This window comes from Ereboglobus luteus (genome assembly GCF_003096195.1).
Taxonomy (GTDB): domain Bacteria; phylum Verrucomicrobiota; class Verrucomicrobiia; order Opitutales; family Opitutaceae; genus Ereboglobus; species Ereboglobus luteus.
This window is the reverse complement of the sequence record NZ_CP023004.1, coordinates 3,642,194-3,663,713: the sequence shown is the minus strand read 5'-3', so window position 1 is coordinate 3,663,713 and position 21,520 is coordinate 3,642,194. Positions and strand designations below refer to the sequence as shown.

Here is a 21,520-nt window from a genome sequence, read left to right as displayed (position 1 = left end):
ATAGTCATGTCAATCCACGCACACATCATCCAGAAAACAATAAAAACGTATCCTGTCGGAAAACCCGAGCGCAACCCCATGTTCTTCGAGCGGCGGGTTTATCAAGGTTCGTCGGGACGCGTTTATCCGGTTCCGTTTATCGACAAGGTGTTCGACGATCCGGTCGACGCGAAATACAGCGTCGCGGAATTGGAGAACGAATTTGTGCGACTCGAAATGCTGCCGGAAATCGGCGGCAGGATTTTTCTCGGACAGGACAAGACCAACAACGACTACGATTTTTTCTACAAGCAAACCGTCATCAAACCCGCCCTTGTCGGGCTTGCGGGGCCGTGGATTTCCGGCGGCGTGGAGTTTAACTGGCCGCAACACCACCGCCCCGGCACCTTCATGCCGACGGACATGTTTATCGAGGAGGAGTCGGACGGCGCGCGCACGGTCTGGATGTCGGATCACGATCCGATGTTGCGCATGAAAGGCATGCACGGCATTCGCCTGCGCCCGGGCAGTTCGCTGGTGGAGCTGCGCGCGCGTTTGTTCAATCGCACGCCCTTCATCCAGACATTTCTGTGGTGGGCAAATGTCGCGGCGCGGGTGCATGATCGCTACCAGTCTTTTTTCCCGGAGGATGTCACCTGCGTTGCCGACCACGCGGTGCGCGCGATGACATCGTTTCCGATTGCGACGAGTCCGTATTACGGTGTCCGTTATCAGGACCGCCCCGGGGCCAACGACCTGACTTGGTATAAAAACATTCCCGTGCCGACCAGCTACATGGTGTGCCAGACCGCGTTCGATTTCTTCGGCGGTTTCGACTTCGAGGCGGACGGCGGTTTTGTGCATGTGGCCGACCGCATGATTTCCCCCGGCAAAAAACAATGGACCTGGGGCAACCACCCTTTCGGTTATTCGTGGGATCGCGAGCTGACCGACGAGGGCGGCCCCTACATCGAATTGATGGCGGGCGTTTACACGGACAACCAGCCCGACTTCGCGTATCTCGCGCCCTACGAGACCAAGACGTTCTCGCAATACTGGTGGCCCATCCAGAAAACCGGCCCCGTGCAAAACGCCAGCGAACGCGCCGCGCTCCGCCTCGTCGTCGGCGACGACAGGCGCATCGACGCGGCGGCGCTCGCGCCCGCGTTGCTCGACGGGCGCGTCATTTTGCGCGAGGGCGGGCACACGCTCATCGACACGCACGTCGAGCTGCGTCCGGGCCGGCCCTGGCAAAACCGCGAGCATATCATGCGCGGTGACAATCCGTCCGCGCTTGAGCTGATCCTTGAGGACGCGCGCGGCGAACGCGTGCTCGACTACCGTCCCGTTGACCGCGCCGCGCAGAAACAATCGCGCAACGTCGCGACCGAACCGCCCTCCCCCGCCGACATAACGATGGTTGATGAGCTGCGCTCCGTCGCCGAGCATCTCGAGCAATACCGTCATTGCACGCGCGCTCCCGAACCCTATTGGGAGGAGGCGCTCAAGCGCGATCCGGACAATGTCGCGTGCAATATCGCGCTCGGCCGCCGCCTGCTTTCGCGCGGGCTCTTTGATAAAGCCGCCGCGCATCTCGAACGCGCCATCGCGCGGCTCACGGAGCGGCATCCGAATCCCTCGACGGGCGAGGCGCATTATTACCTCGGCTTGGCCCGCCGCTTCCAAGGCCGCAATGCCGAGGCCGCGCGCCATTTCGGCAAGGCGGCATGGAACTACGAATGGCGCGCGCCCGCGCACTACGAACTCGCCACGCTATCGTGCCGCGACCGGCAATGGAAACGCGCGCTCGAACACTTGGAGAGCGGCCTGAAAACCAACACAGAAAACAACAAGGCCCTCGTGTTAAAATCCATCGTGCTGCGCCGTCTCGGTGAGAACCAAAAGGCTGGCGCCGCTCTGGACGCCTTGCTGAAAACCGATGCGCTCGACCATTGGGCGCGTTGCGAGCGGGCGCGCGCGATGAACGACAACACCGAGTTTCTCAAGCTGTCGCGCAACGACGCGCAGACGATCCTGGACATTGCGTTTGATTACGCCGAGGCCGGCCTGTTTGCGGAAGCGCTCGCGCTGCTTGATTTGCACGAGGCGCAACCAGTGGGCGTCAGCGCCACGCCGAACCCGATGGAGCGCTCGCAGTCGATCCGCTACACGCGCGCATGGCTGCTTGCGCAAGCCGGCGATGTCGCCGCCGCCGAGCGCGAACTCGCAGCGGCGCGCAATGCGTCGTTCGAATATTTCTTCCCCTCGCGCGTGCACGAGCAAGTTGTGCTCGAATGGGCGCTCTCGCAACCCGGCGGCGATCCGCTCGCGGCCTACGCGCTCGGTAATTATTATTACGACAAAAAACGTCACGAGGATGCGATTGCCGTGTGGGAGCGCTGCGCCGCCTCCTCCGCGAAATGCGCGACCGCGCACCGCAACCTCGGCATCGCGTATTGGAATATTCGCAACGACGGCGACAATGCAAAGGCCGCCTACGAGCGCGCTCTTGAAATCGACCCGAACGATCCGCGCCTGATTTACGAATTCGACCAGCTCTGCAAAAAGCGCAACGAGCCGCTCGAAAAACGTCTCGCCTGGCTTGAGGCGCGGCGCGAATTGGTCAACGAGCGCGACGACACATCGGTCGAGCTCGCCACGCTGTATAACCTGACCGGCCGGCCCGCCAAGGCGCTCGACCTCGTGCTCTCGCGCCGGTTTCACCCGTGGGAAGGCGGCGAGGGAAAAGTGCTGCGCGAATACACGCGGGCGCGGCTGCTGCTTGGCTGCGACGCGCTGGAACGCGGGGCTGCGGACGAGGCGCTGAAGCAATTTCAACAGGCGATGGACACTCCCGACTCGCTCGGCGAGTCATACCACCTGCTGCAAGCCAAAGCCAATGTGAACTACTGGACCGGTTGCGCGCTGCTGGCGCTCGGGCAAAACGACGAGGCCGCGAAACACTTCGAAATGAGCGCCGCCGAGCAGGGCGATTTCAGCGAGATGGCCGTCACCGTCCACAGCCCGCTCAGTTATTATCGCGGACTTTCGCTGCGAAAACTCGGGCGCGAGCAAGAGGCGAAAACGCTGTTCGAGGAAATGAAAAGCTTCGCAAAAATCCGCTTGGGCGAGCGCGCGAAAATCGACTACTTCGCCACGTCACTGCCCGACATCCTTGTGTTTGACGAAGACCTGCAAGCCCGCCGCGACGCGGAAAACCATCTCTTGATTGCGCTCGCCTGCGAAGGCCTTGGCGACGCGGCTCGGGCCAGCGAACACCTCGCGCGCACGCTTGCTTTCACAAACGCCGACGCATGGGCCGCCGACTTGAAAAACAAACTGGAAAAATAATCGCACCACAAACCTCATATAAAAAACCATGAATGCCAACGTCCCCGCAGGCTCCGCAGTCCCCGCGCCGAAAACCGGTTATAACCTCGCCTACGTCTGGTGCATTTCGATTGTCGTCGCGCTGGGCGGCTTGCTGTTCGGATACGACTGGGTCGTGATCGGCGGCGCGAAGCCCTTTTTCGAGCGCTATTTCCAACTCGATAATCCCGCGCTCTCCGGCTGGGCCAACAGTTGCGCGCTCATCGGTTGCCTGGTCGGCGTCATGGTGGCCGGCATGCTCAGCGACCGCTTCGGACGCAAACGGCTGCTGATGACGGCCGCGCTCACATTTGCGATCACCTCGATCGGCAACGCCCTCGCGCCAAACTTCACGCTGTTCATCATCTGGCGGATGCTTGGCGGCGTGGCCATTGGCCTGGCGTCGAATCTCTCGCCGCTGTATATCGCCGAGGTCGCGCCGGCGCATTTGCGCGGACGTCTCGTTTCAGTGAACCAGCTCACCATCGTGATCGGCATTTTGCTGGCGCAATTCATAAACTGGTTTCTCGTGCGCAACCTGCCCGAGGGCGCGACGAACGAGTGGATCGTGAACTCGTGGTTCGGCCAGCAAGGCTGGCGCTGGATGTTCGGCCTCACCGCGGTGCCATCGGTGCTGTTTATCATCGGCATGTTTTTTGTTCCCGAAAGTCCGCGCTGGCTCGTGACAAAAGGCCGCGTGGATGACGCCGCAAAAATCCTCGGCAAAATCGGCGGCGCGGCTTACGCGCAAACGGCGATTGGCGAGATCAACCAAACCATCACCACCACGCGGGAAAAAATAAACTTCCGCGAACTGCTCGACCCGCGTTTGCGGGGCGTGCTCATCCTGGGCATCACGCTCGCCGTCTTTCAGCAATGGTGCGGCATCAATGTCATATTCAATTACGCGGAGGATATTTTTAGCGCGGCGGGATATGACATTTCGACCGTGTTGAAAAACATCGCATGGACGGGCTCGGTGAATCTCGCGTTCACGTTTGTCGCGCTCGGAACGGTGGACAAGGGCGGACGCCGCCCGCTGATGCTTTTCGGCGCGGCGGGGCTTGCGCTCATTTACACGGCGATGGGGTTTTGTTATTTCACAGGCGTGCAAGGCTGGCCGATGCTGCTGCTCGTGCTCGCCGCGATCGGCTGCTACGCCATGTCGCTCGGCCCCGTGACGTGGGTGGTGATTTCCGAGGTGTTCCCCAACCGCATACGCGGCGCGGCGATGGCCGTCGCCGTGGCGGCGTTGTGGGGCGCGTGCTTCGTGCTCACCTACACGTTTCCGCTGCTCAACAACGCGCTCGGCGCCTACGGCACCTTCTGGCTGTATGCCGCGATCTGCATCGCCGGGTTTATTTTCATCAAAATCAAGCTGCCCGAAACAAAGGGCAAAACACTCGAGCAATTGGAAAAGGAACTGGTTGATTAATGACACACACCACAACGAAATTTTAACCTGATTATCCCATGTCAAAAAAAACAGTAATTATATTCGCCCTAATATTGGTCCAGACGCTTGCGGGGGCGAAGGATGAATTGTCATTGGCCGGCAAGTGGCAGGTGAGCCTGCGCCCTCCCCCGTCCGCCGACGCGGCATGGCGCGAAATCCGCCTGCCCGGCACACTCGACGACGCCGGCATCGGCGAGGCGCTCGCATTAAAACCGGAGCTGACACTGCAAGTGCTCACGCGGCTCCAGCGAAAGCACATTCACATCGGCCCCGCGTGGTATCGGCGCGAGGTTGTCATTCCCGAAAACTGGCGCGGCAAACAAGTCGTGCTGGAGCTTGAGCGCGTGCTTTGGGAGTCGCGGGTGTTTGTTGACGGAGTGGAAATCAGCCGCGAAGACAGCCTGAGCACGCCGCACCGGCACGATCTCACCGCCGCGCTAAAACCGGGGCGGCACGAGTTGATTTTGCAAATCGACAATTCGGAAATCCTGCCGGACTTGAGCCGCCATCACACGCGAAAATACCAGGCCCGCCACGACACCGCGCTGGCTCACGCCTATACAAATCACACGCAAGTGATGTGGAACGGCGCGCTCGGATTTCTGCGCCTGGCCGCGATTGAACCTGACGCCATCAAGACAATCTCGGCGCACCCGCGCGTGTCGCCCGGCTTCTCGGTTCAAATCGCGCTCGCGTTCGATTCCGCCGCGCCAAAAAGCAAAACGCGCAATGCCGCGACATTCGATTTGGTGCTGCGCAACGCCGCGGGAAAACAAGTCGCCGCGGCGACAAAATCATTCCTGCCAAACAAAACGGGCGACTCGCTGGAAGCCGCGTGGACGCTGCCGGAAGGCAGTGTGCGCGCATGGGACGAACTTGCGCCGCATCTCTATAAACTGGAAGTGCGCGCGCCCGGCAAATCCGGCGCGCTTGCATCGACGACTCTTGGATTTCGCGAAATCGCGGCGCAAGGCAGCGAGCTTCACGTCAACGGCAAGCGCGTCTTTTTGCGCGGCACACTCGAGTGCGCCGTGTTTCCGCTCACCGGTTATCCGGCAACATCCGTCGCCGAGTGGAAACGCATAATCGCCACGGCCAAGGAATGGGGGCTGAATCATTTTCGCTTCCATTCGTGGTGCCCGCCCGACGCCGCGTTTCAAGCGGCCGATGAACTCGGCTTTTATCTGCAAGCCGAGTTGCCGCACTGGAGCCTCCTGGTCGGTCAAAACAAGAAGTCCTGGAATTATCTAAACGAGGAGGCGCGGCGCATATTGACCGCCTATGGAAACCATCCCTCGTTCGTGCTCATGTCGCTCGGCAATGAACTGCAAGGCGATCTGGATTTGTTGAACAAGCTGGTCGGGGAACTGCGCGCGGAGGATTCGCGCCGGCTTTACACAACGACCTCGTTCACATTCAAAAAAGGGCACGGACGCTCGCCCGAGCCGCAGGATGAATTCTTCATCACACAATACACCAAGGACGGCTGGGTTCGCGGGCAGGGTGTGTTTAATGAAAAACCGCCCTCCTTTGACAATGACTACAGTCATGCCGCGAAAAATATAAAAGTGCCGATCATCACGCACGAAATCGGACAATATTCGGTTTATCCCGATCTCGCCGAAATCAAAAAATACAAGGGCAACCTCGTGCCGTTGAATTTTATCGCCGTGCAAAACGACTTGAAGGCAAAGGGACTCTTGAAACTGGCGGACAAGTTCACCGAGGCCACGGGCAGGTTTGCCACCCTGCTCTACAAGGAGGAAATTGAGCGCGCCCTGCGCACGCCCGAGTTCGACGGGTTCCAGCTGCTGGGATTGCAGGATTTCCCGGGCCAGGGCACCGCGCTTGTCGGCATGGTGAACGTGTTTTGGGAGGGAAAACGCTTTATAAAATCGTCCGAGTTTCGCGAGTTTTGCAGCGCCACCGTGCCGCTCGCCCGCCTGCCGAAGGCGGTTTATGAACGCGGCGAAACCGTGAGCGCCGCCATACAAGTGGCAAATTATGGAAATGATATAAACCCGGCTGTCATCAAATGGCGCGTCAAGGACCAGGCGGGAAAACAGATGGCGTCGGGGCAATTTGATAAACAGGAAATCGCATCCGGCGGCACAGTGGATTGCGGTCGGATTTCGGTTGCGATTCCAGGCAGCGGTCCCGCGGCGCGCTGGACACTCGAAGTGACAATCGACGGCACGCCGTATCGCAACCATTGGAACCTGTGGGTCTATCCGAAGGAAACAACACCCGTGCCGGATAACGTCACCTATACAAGAACACTCGGCGAGGCATTGACCGCCCTGTCCGCTGGCAAGAAAGTGCTCTTCAATCCACCCGTCGCGCAAACCAATGGCATCGATGGGAAATTCGTTCCTGTTTTCTGGAGCCCGGTGCATTTCCCCGAGCAACCCGGCACGATGGGCATGTTGTGCGACCCGAAACATCCGGCGCTGAAAAATTTCCCGACCGGGGAGCACTCTGACTGGCAATGGTGGGATCTGGCGTTGAAATCAAAAAGCGTGCGAATCGACGGCCTCTCCGTGACGCCGATTGTGCGGGTGATTGACAATTTCGCCCGCAACCACTCGCTCGCCGCCGTGTTCGAGGCGCGCATTGGAAACGGACGTCTGCTATTCTGCACCATCGACCTGGACGCCGACCTGCAAACCCGCCCGCCCGCGCGCCAGCTGCGCAACAGCATACTGGGCTACATGGCCGGCGATTCCTTTAATCCCAAAACCGAAATGAAACCGGATGAACTCGGCGGAATGATTTTGAGCAACTAGCGCATTTATATAAAGAGTGCGGCCGTTTTGGCAGGGCGGTTGGCAGACCACCGCGAACGTTCGAAACGCCGAAACCGCTGCGTTTGACATCCAACAAACCCCGGCGCGCCCGGCGGGCGCGCCCCACCCTTTGAAGTCTAAATCTCACTCGCAAATGGCATTATCTGTTTCCGTATTCAACGTATGCATCCGTAAGGAGCCCTGATTCCTCCAGCGGGGAGTCCTTTTCGTAGAAGCGCCATGTTGTGAACGACACGCGCTCTTTGACGGGACGCTGTGCATCAGTCCATATCCAATCTGGTATATATGATATTTTATATCCCATGAACTCTTGCTTGTAATAAAGCAGCAGGTCATCCCACTTTATATCGCTTGGGTGCTGTTCGTCCCCGATCATCCGGTTGGCCCACGTATTGGTAATTTTGATTTTAAGCTCGTTCTTTCCGGGCTTCACATAATCCGTAATATCGCAAATGAAGGGTTCCTTCCAAAGCGTCGCCACTCGCGCGCCATTCACATGGATTTCGGCCAGATTCCTCACTTTGCCCAAGTTAAGCCTGATGAGGTTGCTTTTAGTCAGATCATTTTTATCCACGGCAAAGGATGCCGTGTAGGTTGCGGTTCCGGAAAAGTATTTTATACCCGGCTTGTCACTTTTCGTCCATGAACCGGCATTCAGTTTAAACGCGCCTTGCGGAGCACCAAGGTTATCCTCGAACTCAACAGTCCACTCATCGGGCAGTTTATTCTTTTTGATTATCCGTGGAGCACGATAAGGCTCCATCCCACTGTTATCGTCTTTTGTGAATACTATAAAAAGGGAGCCGAACTTCCTCATCGGCAGGGTAAGCGTTGTCGCACTTCCCGAATCATCCCCTTCCATCCGGTATTGTTTGTTCGTTTCCGCATCCCACACCTGTATTTTTTTGCCGGAAACACGAAACTTGATCTTTGCGTCGAACTCATCGCCGGTCTGGTTGGCAATAAAGTATATATCACCGTAATCCGTAACCCGGTGTATCCATGCGATGGCGTCATTGCCTTCGCGCACCCCGCATTCTGTTTCCGCGCGTCCGCTGACCGCATAGGCGAGGCCGCGGGCGGAGAGGACATCAACATCAGGCTCCAGCCCCATGCCCCCAGCGCCGCCAGCAGTGCGGGCGACCAGCGCGTGGTGTGCGCGGCCTCCTCCCAGAAAGCCCGTTTTGGCGGTCTCGCGTTTATATACCAGCGCGTTTCGAGGTCCTCCTCCTGCGTCCATGTTTTGGCCCAGATCAGTTTGCCCTTTCCCAAATCGCGCGCGCGAACGTCCTTCCCGTCACAATCGCCCCATATTTCATCCGCGAGCTGTTTTACCATTAAATCGGATTCTGGATATCCGCGCATCCCTTCCGCCCTGCGCGGCTTGTCCTGGCAGAATACGATTCCGCCACTGTTTATAAGTGATTGAAGTTTTGTTAGAAACTCCACGCTCGATTTGCCCTTGGTGTCCGGCAAGATGAGTATTCGATAGCGCGCCCCCGATGGCAGCCGGAAATAACCGTCGCTCCATGATATTTCATTTATAAAAAGCTCCTCGGAAAGCAGATCGTAATCATACAGTTTATGGGTTCCGCCGGGCGTCGTTTTTTTCCAGTCGAGTGTGGGCATTATGAACGCGATGTCCTTTGCCGCCCTGCCCTGCGAGAGCATGTGCTGGCAGCGGGTAATATAATCAACCCATTCGCGCCCCGGCGTTATCCAAGTCTGGCCCGGGAGAAACATCGTGCCCCAGCATCGCATCGGCATTCCGGGGTGCGCCTTTTTATTATCCCCCCAAGGCTGCAGCGCCGCGGCATGCAGGTATATTCGGTTCAGTCCGTTGCAAAACGAAAGGTCGCCTATGCGCTTCAGCGCGTAGGGATCGGTCCGCCATGCGCCATCGTTCCAGCGGCCGGTGAATGTTTCGCCGCCCACCGCCTTGCGACCATAGGTGTTTGCGGCGCTGCTCGCCCAGCGGAGCGTAAGCAAGCACTCCCCGCTCGCCCATACCTCGCCCATGGGGATGTGCGTGCGCCCGCCGCAACGCACCGGATCAAAAGGCCCGGTGTAGGGTTCCGTCATGAACTCCATTCCACGCGCCTCGCATTTGTCGCGCATATACGAGAAGAAATTGTCGGCGAACATATCGGTTTGCGTAAGATAAACATCCTCCCGGAAGCGCGCGGAGAGTTCCTCGTCGCCCACGACCTGATTGGTTTTATAGGCCATCAACCAAGGCACGGGGTCATATCCGCGCCTGCGTTTAAACTCGTCGCGGAAACTTTTCGACCATTCCGGATTTCCCACCTCCCAGCTATCGGCCTCCACTCCTTTTATTGTTTTTCCCGCCAGATGCGGGGATTGGGAAAGGAATTTCCCCACCATGCCCTCCCATATGCGATCTGCTCCTGATGTTTCGAGTTTGTCGCATTCCAGGCCCCGACCGCCCTCCGGCGCCGGCCTGTTGTAGGCAAGCGCATTGCGTATGGCATAATGGCGAACGATCCAATCGCCCTCGGGAACATCCCACGTGAAGCGTCCGTCGGCATCGGGATGGAACTCAATGACTTTTCCCGGGATGATAACCGACGCCTTGGGAAACGCGACCACCGCTATGTCGCGGGTGAAATGCTCATAACCTGGCCGCTCGAGTATTATGTCCGAAGCATCGACATTATTATTTTTCTGTCCGCCTTCCTTTTTGTCCGCGCTCGCCGCCTTGTCCAATTCGGACAAATCCCCCGTGCTGGAGGCGGCCGTGCTCGATGTCCGCATGCTCACGCGGGTTCCCTCGATGGAAAACAACTGGATGCCGCCCAGCGCTATGAAATAACGGTCTTTATTATCTTTTGTATAATGATAATTTTTCACCGATGTGAATCTCACATAGCGGACATGTTCGAATCCGTATTTTTCCGGGTTTCCCGAAAACGAGACGACCTTGTTTTTGGGATTCCTGAAATCGCGCGCAGTATAATCGGCAAGGACCACCGCATTTTGAAATTCAGGGTTGTCGGCGATTTCCAGTTTGAAGCGCAGCGGGAAACCAAATCCCTCGATCATCTCGTGGTAATAAGGGTGAATATCAACGCGCGACACGCCCGCCGCGTATCGGCCCAAGTCTATTGTGATCGACTCGACATTGTCCGTTGAACTTATTGCCGAAACGAACCCGATGCCCTTGCCCGCCGCTTCGCGGGACATTCGGAACATGGCGCGTTTAACCGGCCCCCTCACCGTCCTGTCCGTATAAGCCAGATGCTGCACGGCGTCCTTGGGCTGTATCCAAGGCCCGCCGCTGTGACACCAGCCGGGACCCAGTTGCGAAACGATCGTCATGTTATTGGCGGCGGAGACCTCCGCGGCATACTTCCACGCATCGAAAAATTCCGGGCTTACGGGTTTGATGGGATTGGCCATGCCATGCGGTGTGGTCATGTTGCCGTCGCCGTGCCCGCCCACGAGCATCACCAGGGTTCCTCGCAAGCCGAATTTTTTGAAGGCATCAAGATCGTCCTTTATTCCTTTTTTGGACACGAGGTCGTTCATCCACACCCAGAACGTGTGCGGACGGTATTCGTCAGGGGGATTCGAAAAACTATCCTTTAACGTCTGCGCCGGCAGACAAATGGCCGTGAAAGACAAGAGTGCGATAACCAGGCTTTTTTTCATTTGGAGGGTTTTTGGAATTAAGAAAGTAATGATCCTCGGGACAAGTTCCGAGGTGTTGGAGGGACAAGCGCTGTCCCGTCCGCAAACAATCGGAGTCGTTCGTTTTCCAAACCGGACGACACAGCGGTCGTCCCTCCATCACAAAACAGGCCCCGAGGTATCGAGCCTGTTTTGAATGAAAGCGAAGGGCGGAGGCGAGGGCGCGCGCAAGGCGCGCCCCTACGGGTTACCAGGCGCGGCGGTAGCCGAGGTTGAGCGACCAGGGGCGCTCGTAGTAGGAGGCCTTGTTGTATTCGTAATCGAAATACACCTGGCTGCGCGCGTCGATCAGGTAGCCAACACCCGCGCCGGCTTCCATGCGCCAGCCGTCGAACCAGGGTTGGTAGGAGCGGCCTTCAACCGTCACCCTGCCGCCGCCGGTGTCGCTCTTCACCGCGGCAAATTTCAGGTAGGGCTGCCAGCGGCCGTAGTCCGCGCCGGTGCGCACTTGCCCGCGGTATTGCCAGGCGTCGGAATCGCCGATGTGCACTTGCAGGTCGCGGCTCACTCCGTTCGAGACGGTGTAGTCCGCGCCGTTGATCCACGCAACCGCCACTTGCGCGCTGGGCTCAACCCAGTAGCGGCCGTTCATGAGGCGGCGGCCAAACTCAACCGAGATGCCTTGGGTTTGGTTGGTGTATTTGCCTCGCGAGACAAAGCCGTCCACGCCGCGCGCGCTGAGTTCGTTGGTCGCGCGGTCGAAGCGCAGGGTCGCGTCCACGAACCAGGCGTTGTCGTAGAGCCAGAGCGCGTAGAGGCCGGCGCCGATCATGTTGCTCTTGCCGTCGCCGTATTGGTTGCGCGCGTCGTCGAAGGTGCGGTCGCTGCGGCTCATGCCGAGGTAGGCGCCGGCAATGAGCACCGCGTTTTCGCGGCGGAAGATTTTGTCGCCGCCGGCGGTGACGCCGTAGCTGTCCTGCTCGAAGGCGCTGCCGCCGAGTTGCGCGGAGGCGTTGAGGCGGTAGTTGTTCACGCGAGCCCAGACGTTGCCGGTGTCAACGGGCAGGTTCACGCGGATTTCGCCGAGGCGTTTGTGGACATTGTCGAGGTTGTAATGCCAGTCGGCGCCCATCACCCCGGCGGTGAGGAGGATCGCGTCGGCGGCGCGGCTGAGGGCGTCGCCGCCGGAGAGGTAGTAGGCGTTTTTGTCGGGCATGATCAGGCCTCCGTCACCCTTGTGGAGATGGTAGGTATGCATGCCCGACTCAAGGCCGTCGGATTCAAACACGGCGTCGCCATTTTTGTAGTCGATGACTTTGAGCGCGTAGGTGCGCAGCGGGTCGTCGAGCGGCGTGTCGTTGGTCGAGTTGAGATAAACAAAGTGCGTGCCGCTGGCGACGCCTTGGACCTCGAGCAGGTCGCTCTTTTCGTTGAACAGGTCCACGTTCATGACGCTGGTGGTGTCTCCGGTGAGGTTGCCGGTGATTTTCAGCGAGGCGTATTTCGTGGCGAGTCCGTCGTCCGTGCTGTAGCTAATGAAGCCGTTTTCGGAGTGCAGGTTTTTGACGGTCTGCGAGTAATTGTTCAGGTTGAGCGTGGCGTTGCGCAGGGTCAGCGTGCTGCTGTTCTGAATGGCGTTGGCCGTGCCGGCGCGCAGGGTGCCGTTTTCGACGAGCGTGGCGCCGGCGTGCGTTTGCGCGACGGTGATTGTCGTGACGCCGGAACCGGGGAGGACGAGGCTGCCCGCGCCGATGTTGCTGGCGAGGGTCATGTCGTAGCCGTCGGCGTCGAGCGTGGCGGTGGCGTCCGCGGTGCTGACGAATGGGTTCGAGACGGTGCCGCCGTAGCTGATGTAGAGGTCGGCGTTGTTGGCGAGCGTGGCGGTGGCGACGACGGCGTCGGCGTGCGTGATCGAGAGGCGGCCGTCGTTGGTGAGAAGCGAGGCGCCGCCCATGGCAGAGAAGCCGGTGAGGGCGAGCGCGCTGCCGGCGTCGATGACGGCGCGGGCACCCGTGTTTAGGCCGGAGTTGTCGCGCGAGATCGTGACGGTCGAGGATTCGGCGATGTGCACGGTGAGGCTGCCGTCGAGCTCGTTGCGCAGTTCGTCGATGTAACTTTCGAGGCGCAGGATGGCGTCGTTGCCGACGCCGGAGACGAGCGCGGAGCCAAGCGCGGTTTGGTTTTGCGCGCGGAGCGTGCCGCTTTCTTCAATCCAGAAGGCGGCGTTTTCGGTGAGGCCGGTGTTATTTCCTGTGAGGAGCACGGTGCGGTCCTCCTTGATGATGACGACGCCGCTATTGCTGGCGAGATCCTTGCTGAAGGTGCCGCTGGCGTCGAGGTAGAGCCATGAAAATATTGATCCGTCGTTGAGAAACACGGTGCCGGAGTTGCCGAGGCCGGCGAGGTTGGTGAGGTGGAAGTCGCCATAGGAAGAGGCGTTGCCGGCATATACGTTGCCTGTGAAGCCGGTGTTGGCTCCGTGGATGTAAACATCGGAGTAGCCGGTGAGGGTGATCGTGGAGGCATCGCCGCCGGTCAGCGCGTTGTCGCCGTGCAGCGTGCCGGAGCCGTGGATATTGAGCACGCCGCTGGCGCCGAGGTTGATGTTGGCGGTGTCTGCTATGTCAACGTCGCCGATGGTTTGCTCCTGATTGTTGAGATCGAAGACCGACTCCGCTTCGATCGTGAGGCTGGAGGTTTGGCCGAGGACGTTGTCGGTGAGGGCTTTCACGGCCGTGGTGCCGGTGATGAGGCTCGCGCCGGTGTAGTCGTTGCCGGTGTGGCCGAGCGAGAGGGTGCCGCCGCCGATGAAGGTGAATCCGCCCGAGCCGCTGAGTTGCGCGCTGAGGGTTTTGTCAACCGAGCCGGTGTGGTCGAGCACCACGCCGAGGCCGTCGGCGATGGAGGTGGTGCTTTCGATTTTGCTCACGCCGTAGCCGAGGGCGATGCCGGCGGCGCCGAGGGTGCCGCTGGCGTCAACGACGGTCGCGGTGTAGCCGTAGTGAATGTTGCCAACCGTGACGCCGCCGGCGTTTTCGATCGTGGTGGAGGCCGTGCCGGGCGGGTTGGCGATTTCGTTGCCGTAGGCGTCTTTCACGGTGAAGGAGACACCGTCCGTGGCTCCGACGCCGAGGACGTCCGCCTTGACGACGAGGGCTTGGTTGTCGCCGTCAACGTCGAAGAGGTGTCCGCTGAGGGCGCCGGTGGCGTCGAGGCCGTTGAGGATGCCGTCGGCGACGTGGATTTGGCTCGCGCCGTTGGTGACGGTGAGCGTGCTGGTGTTGAGCACGGAGGGCGCGACGGGGCTGGTGTTGGTGTTGGTCACGGCGACGAGCGCGCCGCCGGCCATGTCGAGCGTGCCGAGGGTGCCGGTGATGGCGGAATCGACCGTGGTGCTGCCTTTTTCGCCGAGGCTCAGGGTGGCGTTGAGCAGGGTGTCTAGCGCGTTGGAGTCGAGGACGAGGTGCGCGCCGCCGTTGTCGCCGCGAATGCCGACGGTGCCGGTGAAGGCCGTGCCGATATCGATGGTGTAGTCGATGGTGCCGGCGATGGGGGCGGTGTTGGCGAGGTCGAGCAGGCCGACGCCGGAGATGGCGTTGCTAACGGTCGCGGCGGCGGTGGCGGAGATTTGCAGGGTGGCGCCGGCGTCGATGGAGGCGGCGCTTCCGCTGAGCTGGTATTCGTCCCACGCGACGTTGAGGGTGCCGGTTTTCACGAGTGTGATTTGTTGTTTAATGCCCGCGCCGGGATCCTTGTCGATTGTCCATGCGCCCGCGCCCTGCTTGACGAGCGTGCCGGTGAAGGTGGTGTCGCCGAGGACGGCGTCCGAGTAGGTGCCCGTTGTGAGCGCGTTGCCGTTGAGCGTGAGCAGCGAGGCCGCGCCGGCGATGTTGAGGTTGCCATCGATCGTGCCGCTGTTCCAGAGGTGGACTTCGTTCGCGGCGTCGGCGGTGAGGTTGATCGCGTTGACGGGGCCGCTGACGAGGCCGCCGGTGGTGTTGGTGACGATGGCGCGGCCGCTCGTGCCGGCGTAAATGCCGGTGGCGCCGCCCGTGATCGTGCCGGAGTTGGTCACACGGCCGCCGTTGGCGAGGTATGCGCCGTTGTCATTGCCCCGGATAAGGCCGGTGTCGTTGTTGACAATCGCGACCTGGCCGATGCTGTCGGCGTAGATGCCGTGGCTGGAGGCGGAGGTGCCGGTGATTTCGCCGGAGTTGGTCACCGTGCCGCTGCCGTTCAGATACGCGCCGTAGAGTCCGCCCTCGATCAAGGCGTTGGAGGTGTTGGTGATTTCGATGGTGCCGAAGGCGTGGATGCCCGCGCCATCGGCCGCGAGGCCGCGGATGGTGCCGGTGTTGAGCGTCGTGCCGCTGCCCGCGAGGTGAGCGCCGGTGCCGCCGCCTTGGACGAGGCCCGTGTTTGTGAGCAGGGCGGAACTGTTGAAATAAACGCCCAAGCCGCTGCCCGACACGCCGAGGATCGTGCCGTGGTTCGTCAGCGTGCCGGAGGTCTTGATGAACACGCCGACGGTGCCGCCGGTGATGAGGGCGGTGGCGGTGGTGTTTTCGACAAGGACGGTGCTAGTGACGGAAACGCCAGCGCCGGTGCTCCCTGTGATGGTGCCGGCATTGGTGAGGGTGCCGCCGCCGAGTTCCACGCCAGTGACGGCGCCGGAGATGAGGCTGTCGGTTGTGGCGTTGTTCACAATCGCGCCGATCTTGGTGTGAACTCCAAGGCCGGCGGCCGCGGAAGTGCCGGTGATCGTGCCGGAGTTGATCACCGTGCCGCCGTTGTTAAGGAAAGCGCCATACCCGCCGCCCTTGATGAGGCCGCTGTTTATAATTTCCCCGTTTTCTTTCAGTTGGACGCCGATGTGGTCGCCGGTGATCAGCGCGTGGTTGGCGACGGTGCCGCCGAGTTTAAGAAAGACGGCAATGTTGGCACACTCGATCAGCGCGCCCGCGCCGGTGTTGGTGACGAGGATGCTCGTGCTCGAGAAAACCGCCGTGTCGCTGACCGCGCGGATGGTGCCGGTGTTGGTCACCGTGCTGCCCGCCGCGCCCGTGTCGAGCGAGATGCCGGACGTGTTGCCCTCGATGAGCCCGCTGTTGGTGATGTCGACACGACCGATGGAATACACGCCGATGCTGCCGGCGCGGGTCGTGTCGCTGACGATGGCGCCGTGATTGGTGATCGTGCCGCCGGCAACCAGCCGCACGCCGTAGGTGCCGCCCTGAATGAGGGCGCCGGTGGCGTTGGTGACGAAGGCCGCGTTGCCTTCGGAATTGACGCCGATGCCCACGGCGGAGGTGCCGGTGATCGTGCCGGAGTTGCTCACCGTGCCGCCGGCGAGGAGGGAAACGCCTCTTGCTCCGCCCTGAATGAGGGCGCCGGTGTCGTTGGTGACGAGCGTGGCGTTGGCGTTGGAAAAGACGCTGGTGGAGTTGGTGGCCGTGCTGATGATCGTGCCGGAGTTGCTCACCGTGCCACCGGCGAGGAGGGAAACTCCTCTGTAGCCGCTCTGAATGAGGGCGCCGGTGGTGTTGGTGACGAAGGCTGCGTAGACTTCGGAATTGACGCCGTAGCCTGAGGCGGAGGTGCCGGTGATCGTGCCGGCGTTGCGCACGGTGCCGCCGGCGGCGAGCAGCACGCCGTAGAGGTCGCCCTGAATGAGGGCGCCGGTGGTGTTGGTGACGAGCGTGGCGTTGGATGCTGAATAGACGCCGGTGCCACCGGTGATCGTGCCGGAGTTGCTCAGCATGCCGCCGGCGAGGAGGGAAACGCCTCTTGCTCCGCCCTGAATGAGGGCGCCGGTGTCGTTGGTGACGAGTGTGGCGTTGGCGGCGGAATAGACGCCGATGCCGTTGTAGGCGGTGCCGATGATCGTGCCGGAGTTTGCAACCGTGCCGCCCTGGTTCAGATTCACGCCGTATCCGAGCCCTTGGATGAGGGCGTTGGTGGTGTTGGAAATGAGCGTGGCGCCGTTGTCGGAATAAATGCCGATGCCGTTCAAGGCCGAGGCCCCGATCACGCCGCTGTTTGCCACCGTGCCGCCGGCGGTGAGGGAAACGCCAACCGCGACGCCCTGAATGAGAGCGGCGTTGCTGTTGCTGACGAGAACGGCGCCGGACGTTGTCCCGACACCCGTGCCGCCTGTGATCGTGCCGGAGTTGGCCACCGTGCCCTGGCCGATGCGCACGCCGTGCCCGTAAGCGCCGCCCTCGATCAGGCCGTCCGTTTCATTGGCGACATGGATGGCGGTGTTGCTGCCGGAAACACCGATGTTGCCGCTTGTGATCGTGCCGGAGTTGCTGACGGTGCCGCCCGCCAGCAGCTCGACGCCCGTGCGGGACGCGCCGATGAGCGCCCCCGTCTTGTTCTCGACAAACGCAGGCGCGCCCGCCGCCGCGACGCCTGTTGTTGAGGCGGCGCTTATCGTGCCGGAGTTGCTGACGGTGCCGCCCGCCTCAAGCATCACGCCGTAAGTCCCGCCCGAGATGAAACCGGTGGCGTTGTTCGTGATCGTGGCCGCCCCGCTCGCGCGCACGCCGGCCTCGCTGGAGCCAATGATCGTGCCGGAGTTGCCCAGCGAGCCGGTGCCCAGCAAGTGCACGCCCATCTGACTGCCGTTGAGAGTGCCCTCGTTCGTGTGCGTCTTGGTGGCCGCCAAAATCAATGCGGTGCCGCTGGTATTGATTGTGCCGGTGCCGGCGAGCGTGGAATCCGCGCCGAGATAAACACCGTTGTTGCCGTTGATCAGACCGTCGTTGCGAAGGGTCGTTGTGCCGCCGGCGTAAATGCCGCCGGTGATCATGCCGTTGGCCTTGTTTTCTATCCACGCCTCGCCGCCTTCCACGCGCACGCCATGGCCGGCGGCGCCGCCTTCAATCTCGCCGGAGTTTACAATGGTGCCGCCGGCGGTGAGCCTGATGCCATTATTGGTGCCGCCCTGGATCAGGCCTTCGTTGGCCACGGAGCCGCCGGCTGTGAGCGTGATGCCGTCAAGGCCGCCATAAATGGTGCCGTTCCCATCGTTGGTGATGAGCGCGGCGGCTCCGGAGGAAAGGATGCCGGAGTTGCTATCACCCTCTATATTGCCGGAGTTGTTCAAGGTAAGGCCGCCGGCTGCGGTGATGCCGTTCTGGCCGCCCGCGATCAGTCTGAAGCTGTTATTTGTCAGTGTCAGGGCGCCGGTGCTTTCAATGCCGATGCCATTGATGCCGGAACCCTTGATTGTTCCGTCGTTTGTTATGGTGCCGCCTTCCGCCAGGTTCACACCATGGCCGAACCCGCTGATCAACGCCGCATCACCCGTGTTTGTGAGCACAAGGGATTCCTCGGCAAAAATGCCTTGGCCAAATGAAAGGGATGTATTGGCAATGGTGCCGCTATTGGTGATCGTGCCGCCCTTGGCCAGATTCATCCCTGTCATACGACCTTCGATCAAGCCGCCATCATTATTGGTGATTGTGACGACATCCCCGGCATTGATGCCCGCCCGATTCGTGCCGATTATCGAACCGTCATTGGTCACCGTGCCGCCGGCATTCAAGTCGATGCCATGGGTTGAGCCGATAATCGAAGCACCCGCACCGGTATTCGTGACGACGATGGCGTCGTTGGTCCCGGTGATGGCGAATCCCCCTGCAATCGTGCCGGAGTTGGCAATCGTGCCGCCGGCCGCAAGAAAGACGCCGTGTTCGCCGCCCTGGATGAAGGCGTTGGCGTTGTTGGTGATCGCCACCGACCCCGCCTTGGCCTCCACGCCGATGTCGTTTGTGCCAATGATCGTGCCGGAGTTGCCCAGCGAGCCGGTTCCCTCGAAAGACACACCCGTCTCACTGCCCTTGATCAAGTTCGCGTTGGCATGGCTCGCCCCGTCCAGCAGGACCAATGCGGTGCCGGTGACATCGATGACGCCGGTTCCCGTAAGCGTGGAATTCGCGCCCAGCCTGATGCCCAAGGTGCCCGAAACGGTGCCGTCGTTCACCACGCTGGTGGTGCCGCCCGCGTAGATGCCACCGGTGATTGTGGCGCCGGCATTGTTTTCCACAAGCCCCACCCCGTCTAGAATACTCACGCCGTAACCGCCGGCGCTCGCGATTTCACCATGGTTCCTTACCGTGCCGCCATTCTTCAGATACACGCCATTGAAATACGCGCCATAGCGAGATCCGTCAGATCGAATCGTGCCGCCGGCTTGGTTGGTGATGAGCGCCGTGCTGTCTGAATAGACGCCATGGTCTTTTTCACTGATAATCGAACCTGCATTCGCAACTGTGCCGCCGGCACTGATATACACCGCATTGCCCGTGGAGGAGATAACCGCATTCGTCGTGTTCGTGACCAGTGAGGAAGTGGTGCCGCTCACAAAAACACCCCAATTCCCCTTGATCGTGCCGGTGTTTGCGACGGTGCCGCCTCCGGAGAGGGATATCGCCTCATCACCGATGCCACGGATGAGCCCGTTGTTGGTGACCAGGGTCGATACACTGCCGGAGGAGCTTATGCCGTCGTTGGAGCCTATGATTGTGCCGTTATTGGTGACAGTGCCGCCGCCGACTTTAAAGTGAACTCCGGTGGGGGTGCCCGATGCGAGAGCGCCGGCGTTTATGGTGAGGTTCACACCGGTCATCGTGCCCGACATGCCGCCGCCGCCGCTGACGGTGCTGGTAAGGACATACTCTCCGGAACCGGTGAAGGTGTAACTGGTGTGGAAGTTGTCGATGGTTATCGGCAGCGCGGTCAACTGTGCCGGGAGCGCCGCAAAAACAGCGAGCGAAAACAGCGCAACAGTGTTACGCGCGAGGAAACGGATCGGCCGGTGAGTGAGGCAATTGGTAGTATGCATGGAGGAAATATGATTGTGGGTTGGTGTGCGTCTTCAAAGTAATGCCCTGGCCTGTTGAAGACGCTGAGGAGAAAGCTTTTTTATTTCACGTTCACGTTTTTACTTACAGGAGATTTTTGCAATCCTCTAATGCGGGTTTAGCGGGCAAGTTTTCAAAAATTTTAATGGACTGAATACGGTCCAATAAAACCCGGGTGAATTTTCCAATGCGCGTTCCCGGTGCGGCAAAAAACCGCTCGCGCTTCGAAGGATTTTATTTGAACCTCGCGACCTATGTTAAAAGTCGGAGTCATTGGAGCATCGGGTTATTCGGGCGAGCAGCTGTTGAAGCTGCTTCTTGCGCATCCGCGCGTCACACTCGCGGCCGTCACCTCGCGCTCGCAGGCGGGCAAGCCGCTCTCGCAAGTCGTGCCGTTTTTGCGCGGGCAGGACCGGGGGCTCGCGTTTGTCGATTCCGACGCCGCGGCGCTTGCCGCGAGCGACATCGATTTGTTTTTTCTCGCCCTTCCCCACGGCGCCGCGGCGGAGTTTGCCAAGGCGCTCGTTCCCGCGGGCAAGCGCGTGATCGACCTGAGCGCCGATTTCCGCATCGCCGATCTCGCGACCTACGAAAAATACTACGGAAACCATCATGCTCCCGAGTTGCTGCCCGGCGCGCGTTTTGTGCTTCCCGAGCTCGCGCCGCCCTCCTGGAAAACCGAGGCCAAGTTAATCGCCGCGCCCGGTTGTTATCCGACGAGCATCCTCACCCCGCTCCTGCCGCTAGTGCGCGCGGGCAACATTATTTCTCTCAAGCATATCGTCGCCAACTCCTACAGCGGCGTGAGCGGCGCGGGCAAAAAAGCGCAAGAAATGTATCTTTACGTCGAGCGCGCCGAAAGCATCAAGGCCTACGGTCTGGTGAAACACCGCCATCTCGCGGAAATCGAGGAGCAACTTTCGCTCGGCGCCGGCGGCAGCCCCATCGCGATCCAGTTCAACCCGCACCTCGCCCCCATGCGCCGCGGCATCGCGACAACAATCACCGTGCCCGCCGCGCCGGGGGCGACGATCGACGCGCTCTACGCCGAGTGGAAGTCCGTTTATGACGGGCGTCCCTTCGTGCAAATCCTCCCGACGGGCGAAACTCCCGACACCGCGCATGTGACGGGCACGAATCGCGTGGACATGTCCGCCGTGCTCGACGAGCGCACGGGCAATTTTGTGATTACCTCCGTCGTCGACAATCTCGTGAAAGGCGCGAGCGGCCAGGCCGTGCAGATCATGAACCTCTGGTGCGGTTTCGACGAAACTGCCGGACTGGTGTGAGGCGAAAATCCGATCAGGTTAAGCTGATTCAAAGGTAGGGCGAACCGTCCCGGTGAGCCGGGATGGCAGAGGCGGCCCACCGGGATGGATCGCCCTGCC

General features: G+C 60.6%; 6 protein-coding genes and 2 pseudogenes. 4 read left to right on the top strand and 4 right to left on the bottom strand.

Translation table 11 applies throughout. The annotated features are described in order from the left end of the window. Positions 1-6 precede the first annotated feature (6 nt). Genes CKA38_RS13315 through CKA38_RS13305 form a run of 3 tightly spaced genes read left to right on the top strand, consistent with a single transcriptional unit; the run spans position 7 to position 7,590 of the window. Positions 7-3,330, top strand: coding sequence for a DUF5107 domain-containing protein (locus CKA38_RS13315; RefSeq protein ID WP_108825939.1), 3,324 nt, complete (start codon positions 7-9; stop codon positions 3,328-3,330). 28 nt (positions 3,331-3,358) lie between these two features. After that, positions 3,359-4,783, top strand: coding sequence for a sugar porter family MFS transporter (locus CKA38_RS13310; protein ID WP_108825937.1), 1,425 nt, complete (start codon positions 3,359-3,361; stop codon positions 4,781-4,783). Between the two features lie 38 nt (positions 4,784-4,821). After that, positions 4,822-7,590, top strand: a complete 2,769-nt coding sequence (locus CKA38_RS13305; protein WP_108825936.1) for a glycoside hydrolase family 2 TIM barrel-domain containing protein — start codon at positions 4,822-4,824, stop codon at positions 7,588-7,590. Positions 7,591-7,750: 160 nt separating this feature from the next. Here CKA38_RS13305 and CKA38_RS13300 read toward each other — a convergent pair whose 3' ends face one another. From CKA38_RS13300 to CKA38_RS13290, 4 genes and pseudogenes are all read right to left on the bottom strand, one after another. Then, complete coding sequence (locus tag CKA38_RS13300; RefSeq protein ID WP_236919040.1) at positions 7,751-8,428, bottom strand: glycosylhydrolase-like jelly roll fold domain-containing protein; 678 nt, start codon at positions 8,426-8,428, stop codon at positions 7,751-7,753. Between the two features lie 111 nt (positions 8,429-8,539). Further along, positions 8,540-8,725 (bottom strand): annotated as a pseudogene (locus tag CKA38_RS17005) (hypothetical protein); the annotation flags it as partial. A gap of 137 nt (positions 8,726-8,862) precedes the next feature. Beyond that, positions 8,863-11,283 (bottom strand): annotated as a pseudogene (locus tag CKA38_RS16570) (glycosyl hydrolase); the annotation flags it as partial. A gap of 226 nt (positions 11,284-11,509) precedes the next feature. Beyond that, on the bottom strand, positions 11,510-20,113 hold the full coding sequence (locus CKA38_RS13290; RefSeq protein WP_108825930.1) for an autotransporter outer membrane beta-barrel domain-containing protein: 8,604 nt from the start codon (positions 20,111-20,113) through the stop codon (positions 11,510-11,512). 273 nt (positions 20,114-20,386) lie between these two features. Here CKA38_RS13290 and argC point away from each other — a divergent pair, with 273 nt between their 5' ends. Then, on the top strand, positions 20,387-21,421 hold the full coding sequence (gene argC, locus CKA38_RS13285; RefSeq protein ID WP_108825928.1) for an N-acetyl-gamma-glutamyl-phosphate reductase: 1,035 nt from the start codon (positions 20,387-20,389) through the stop codon (positions 21,419-21,421). The last annotated feature ends 99 nt before the right edge of the window (positions 21,422-21,520 follow it).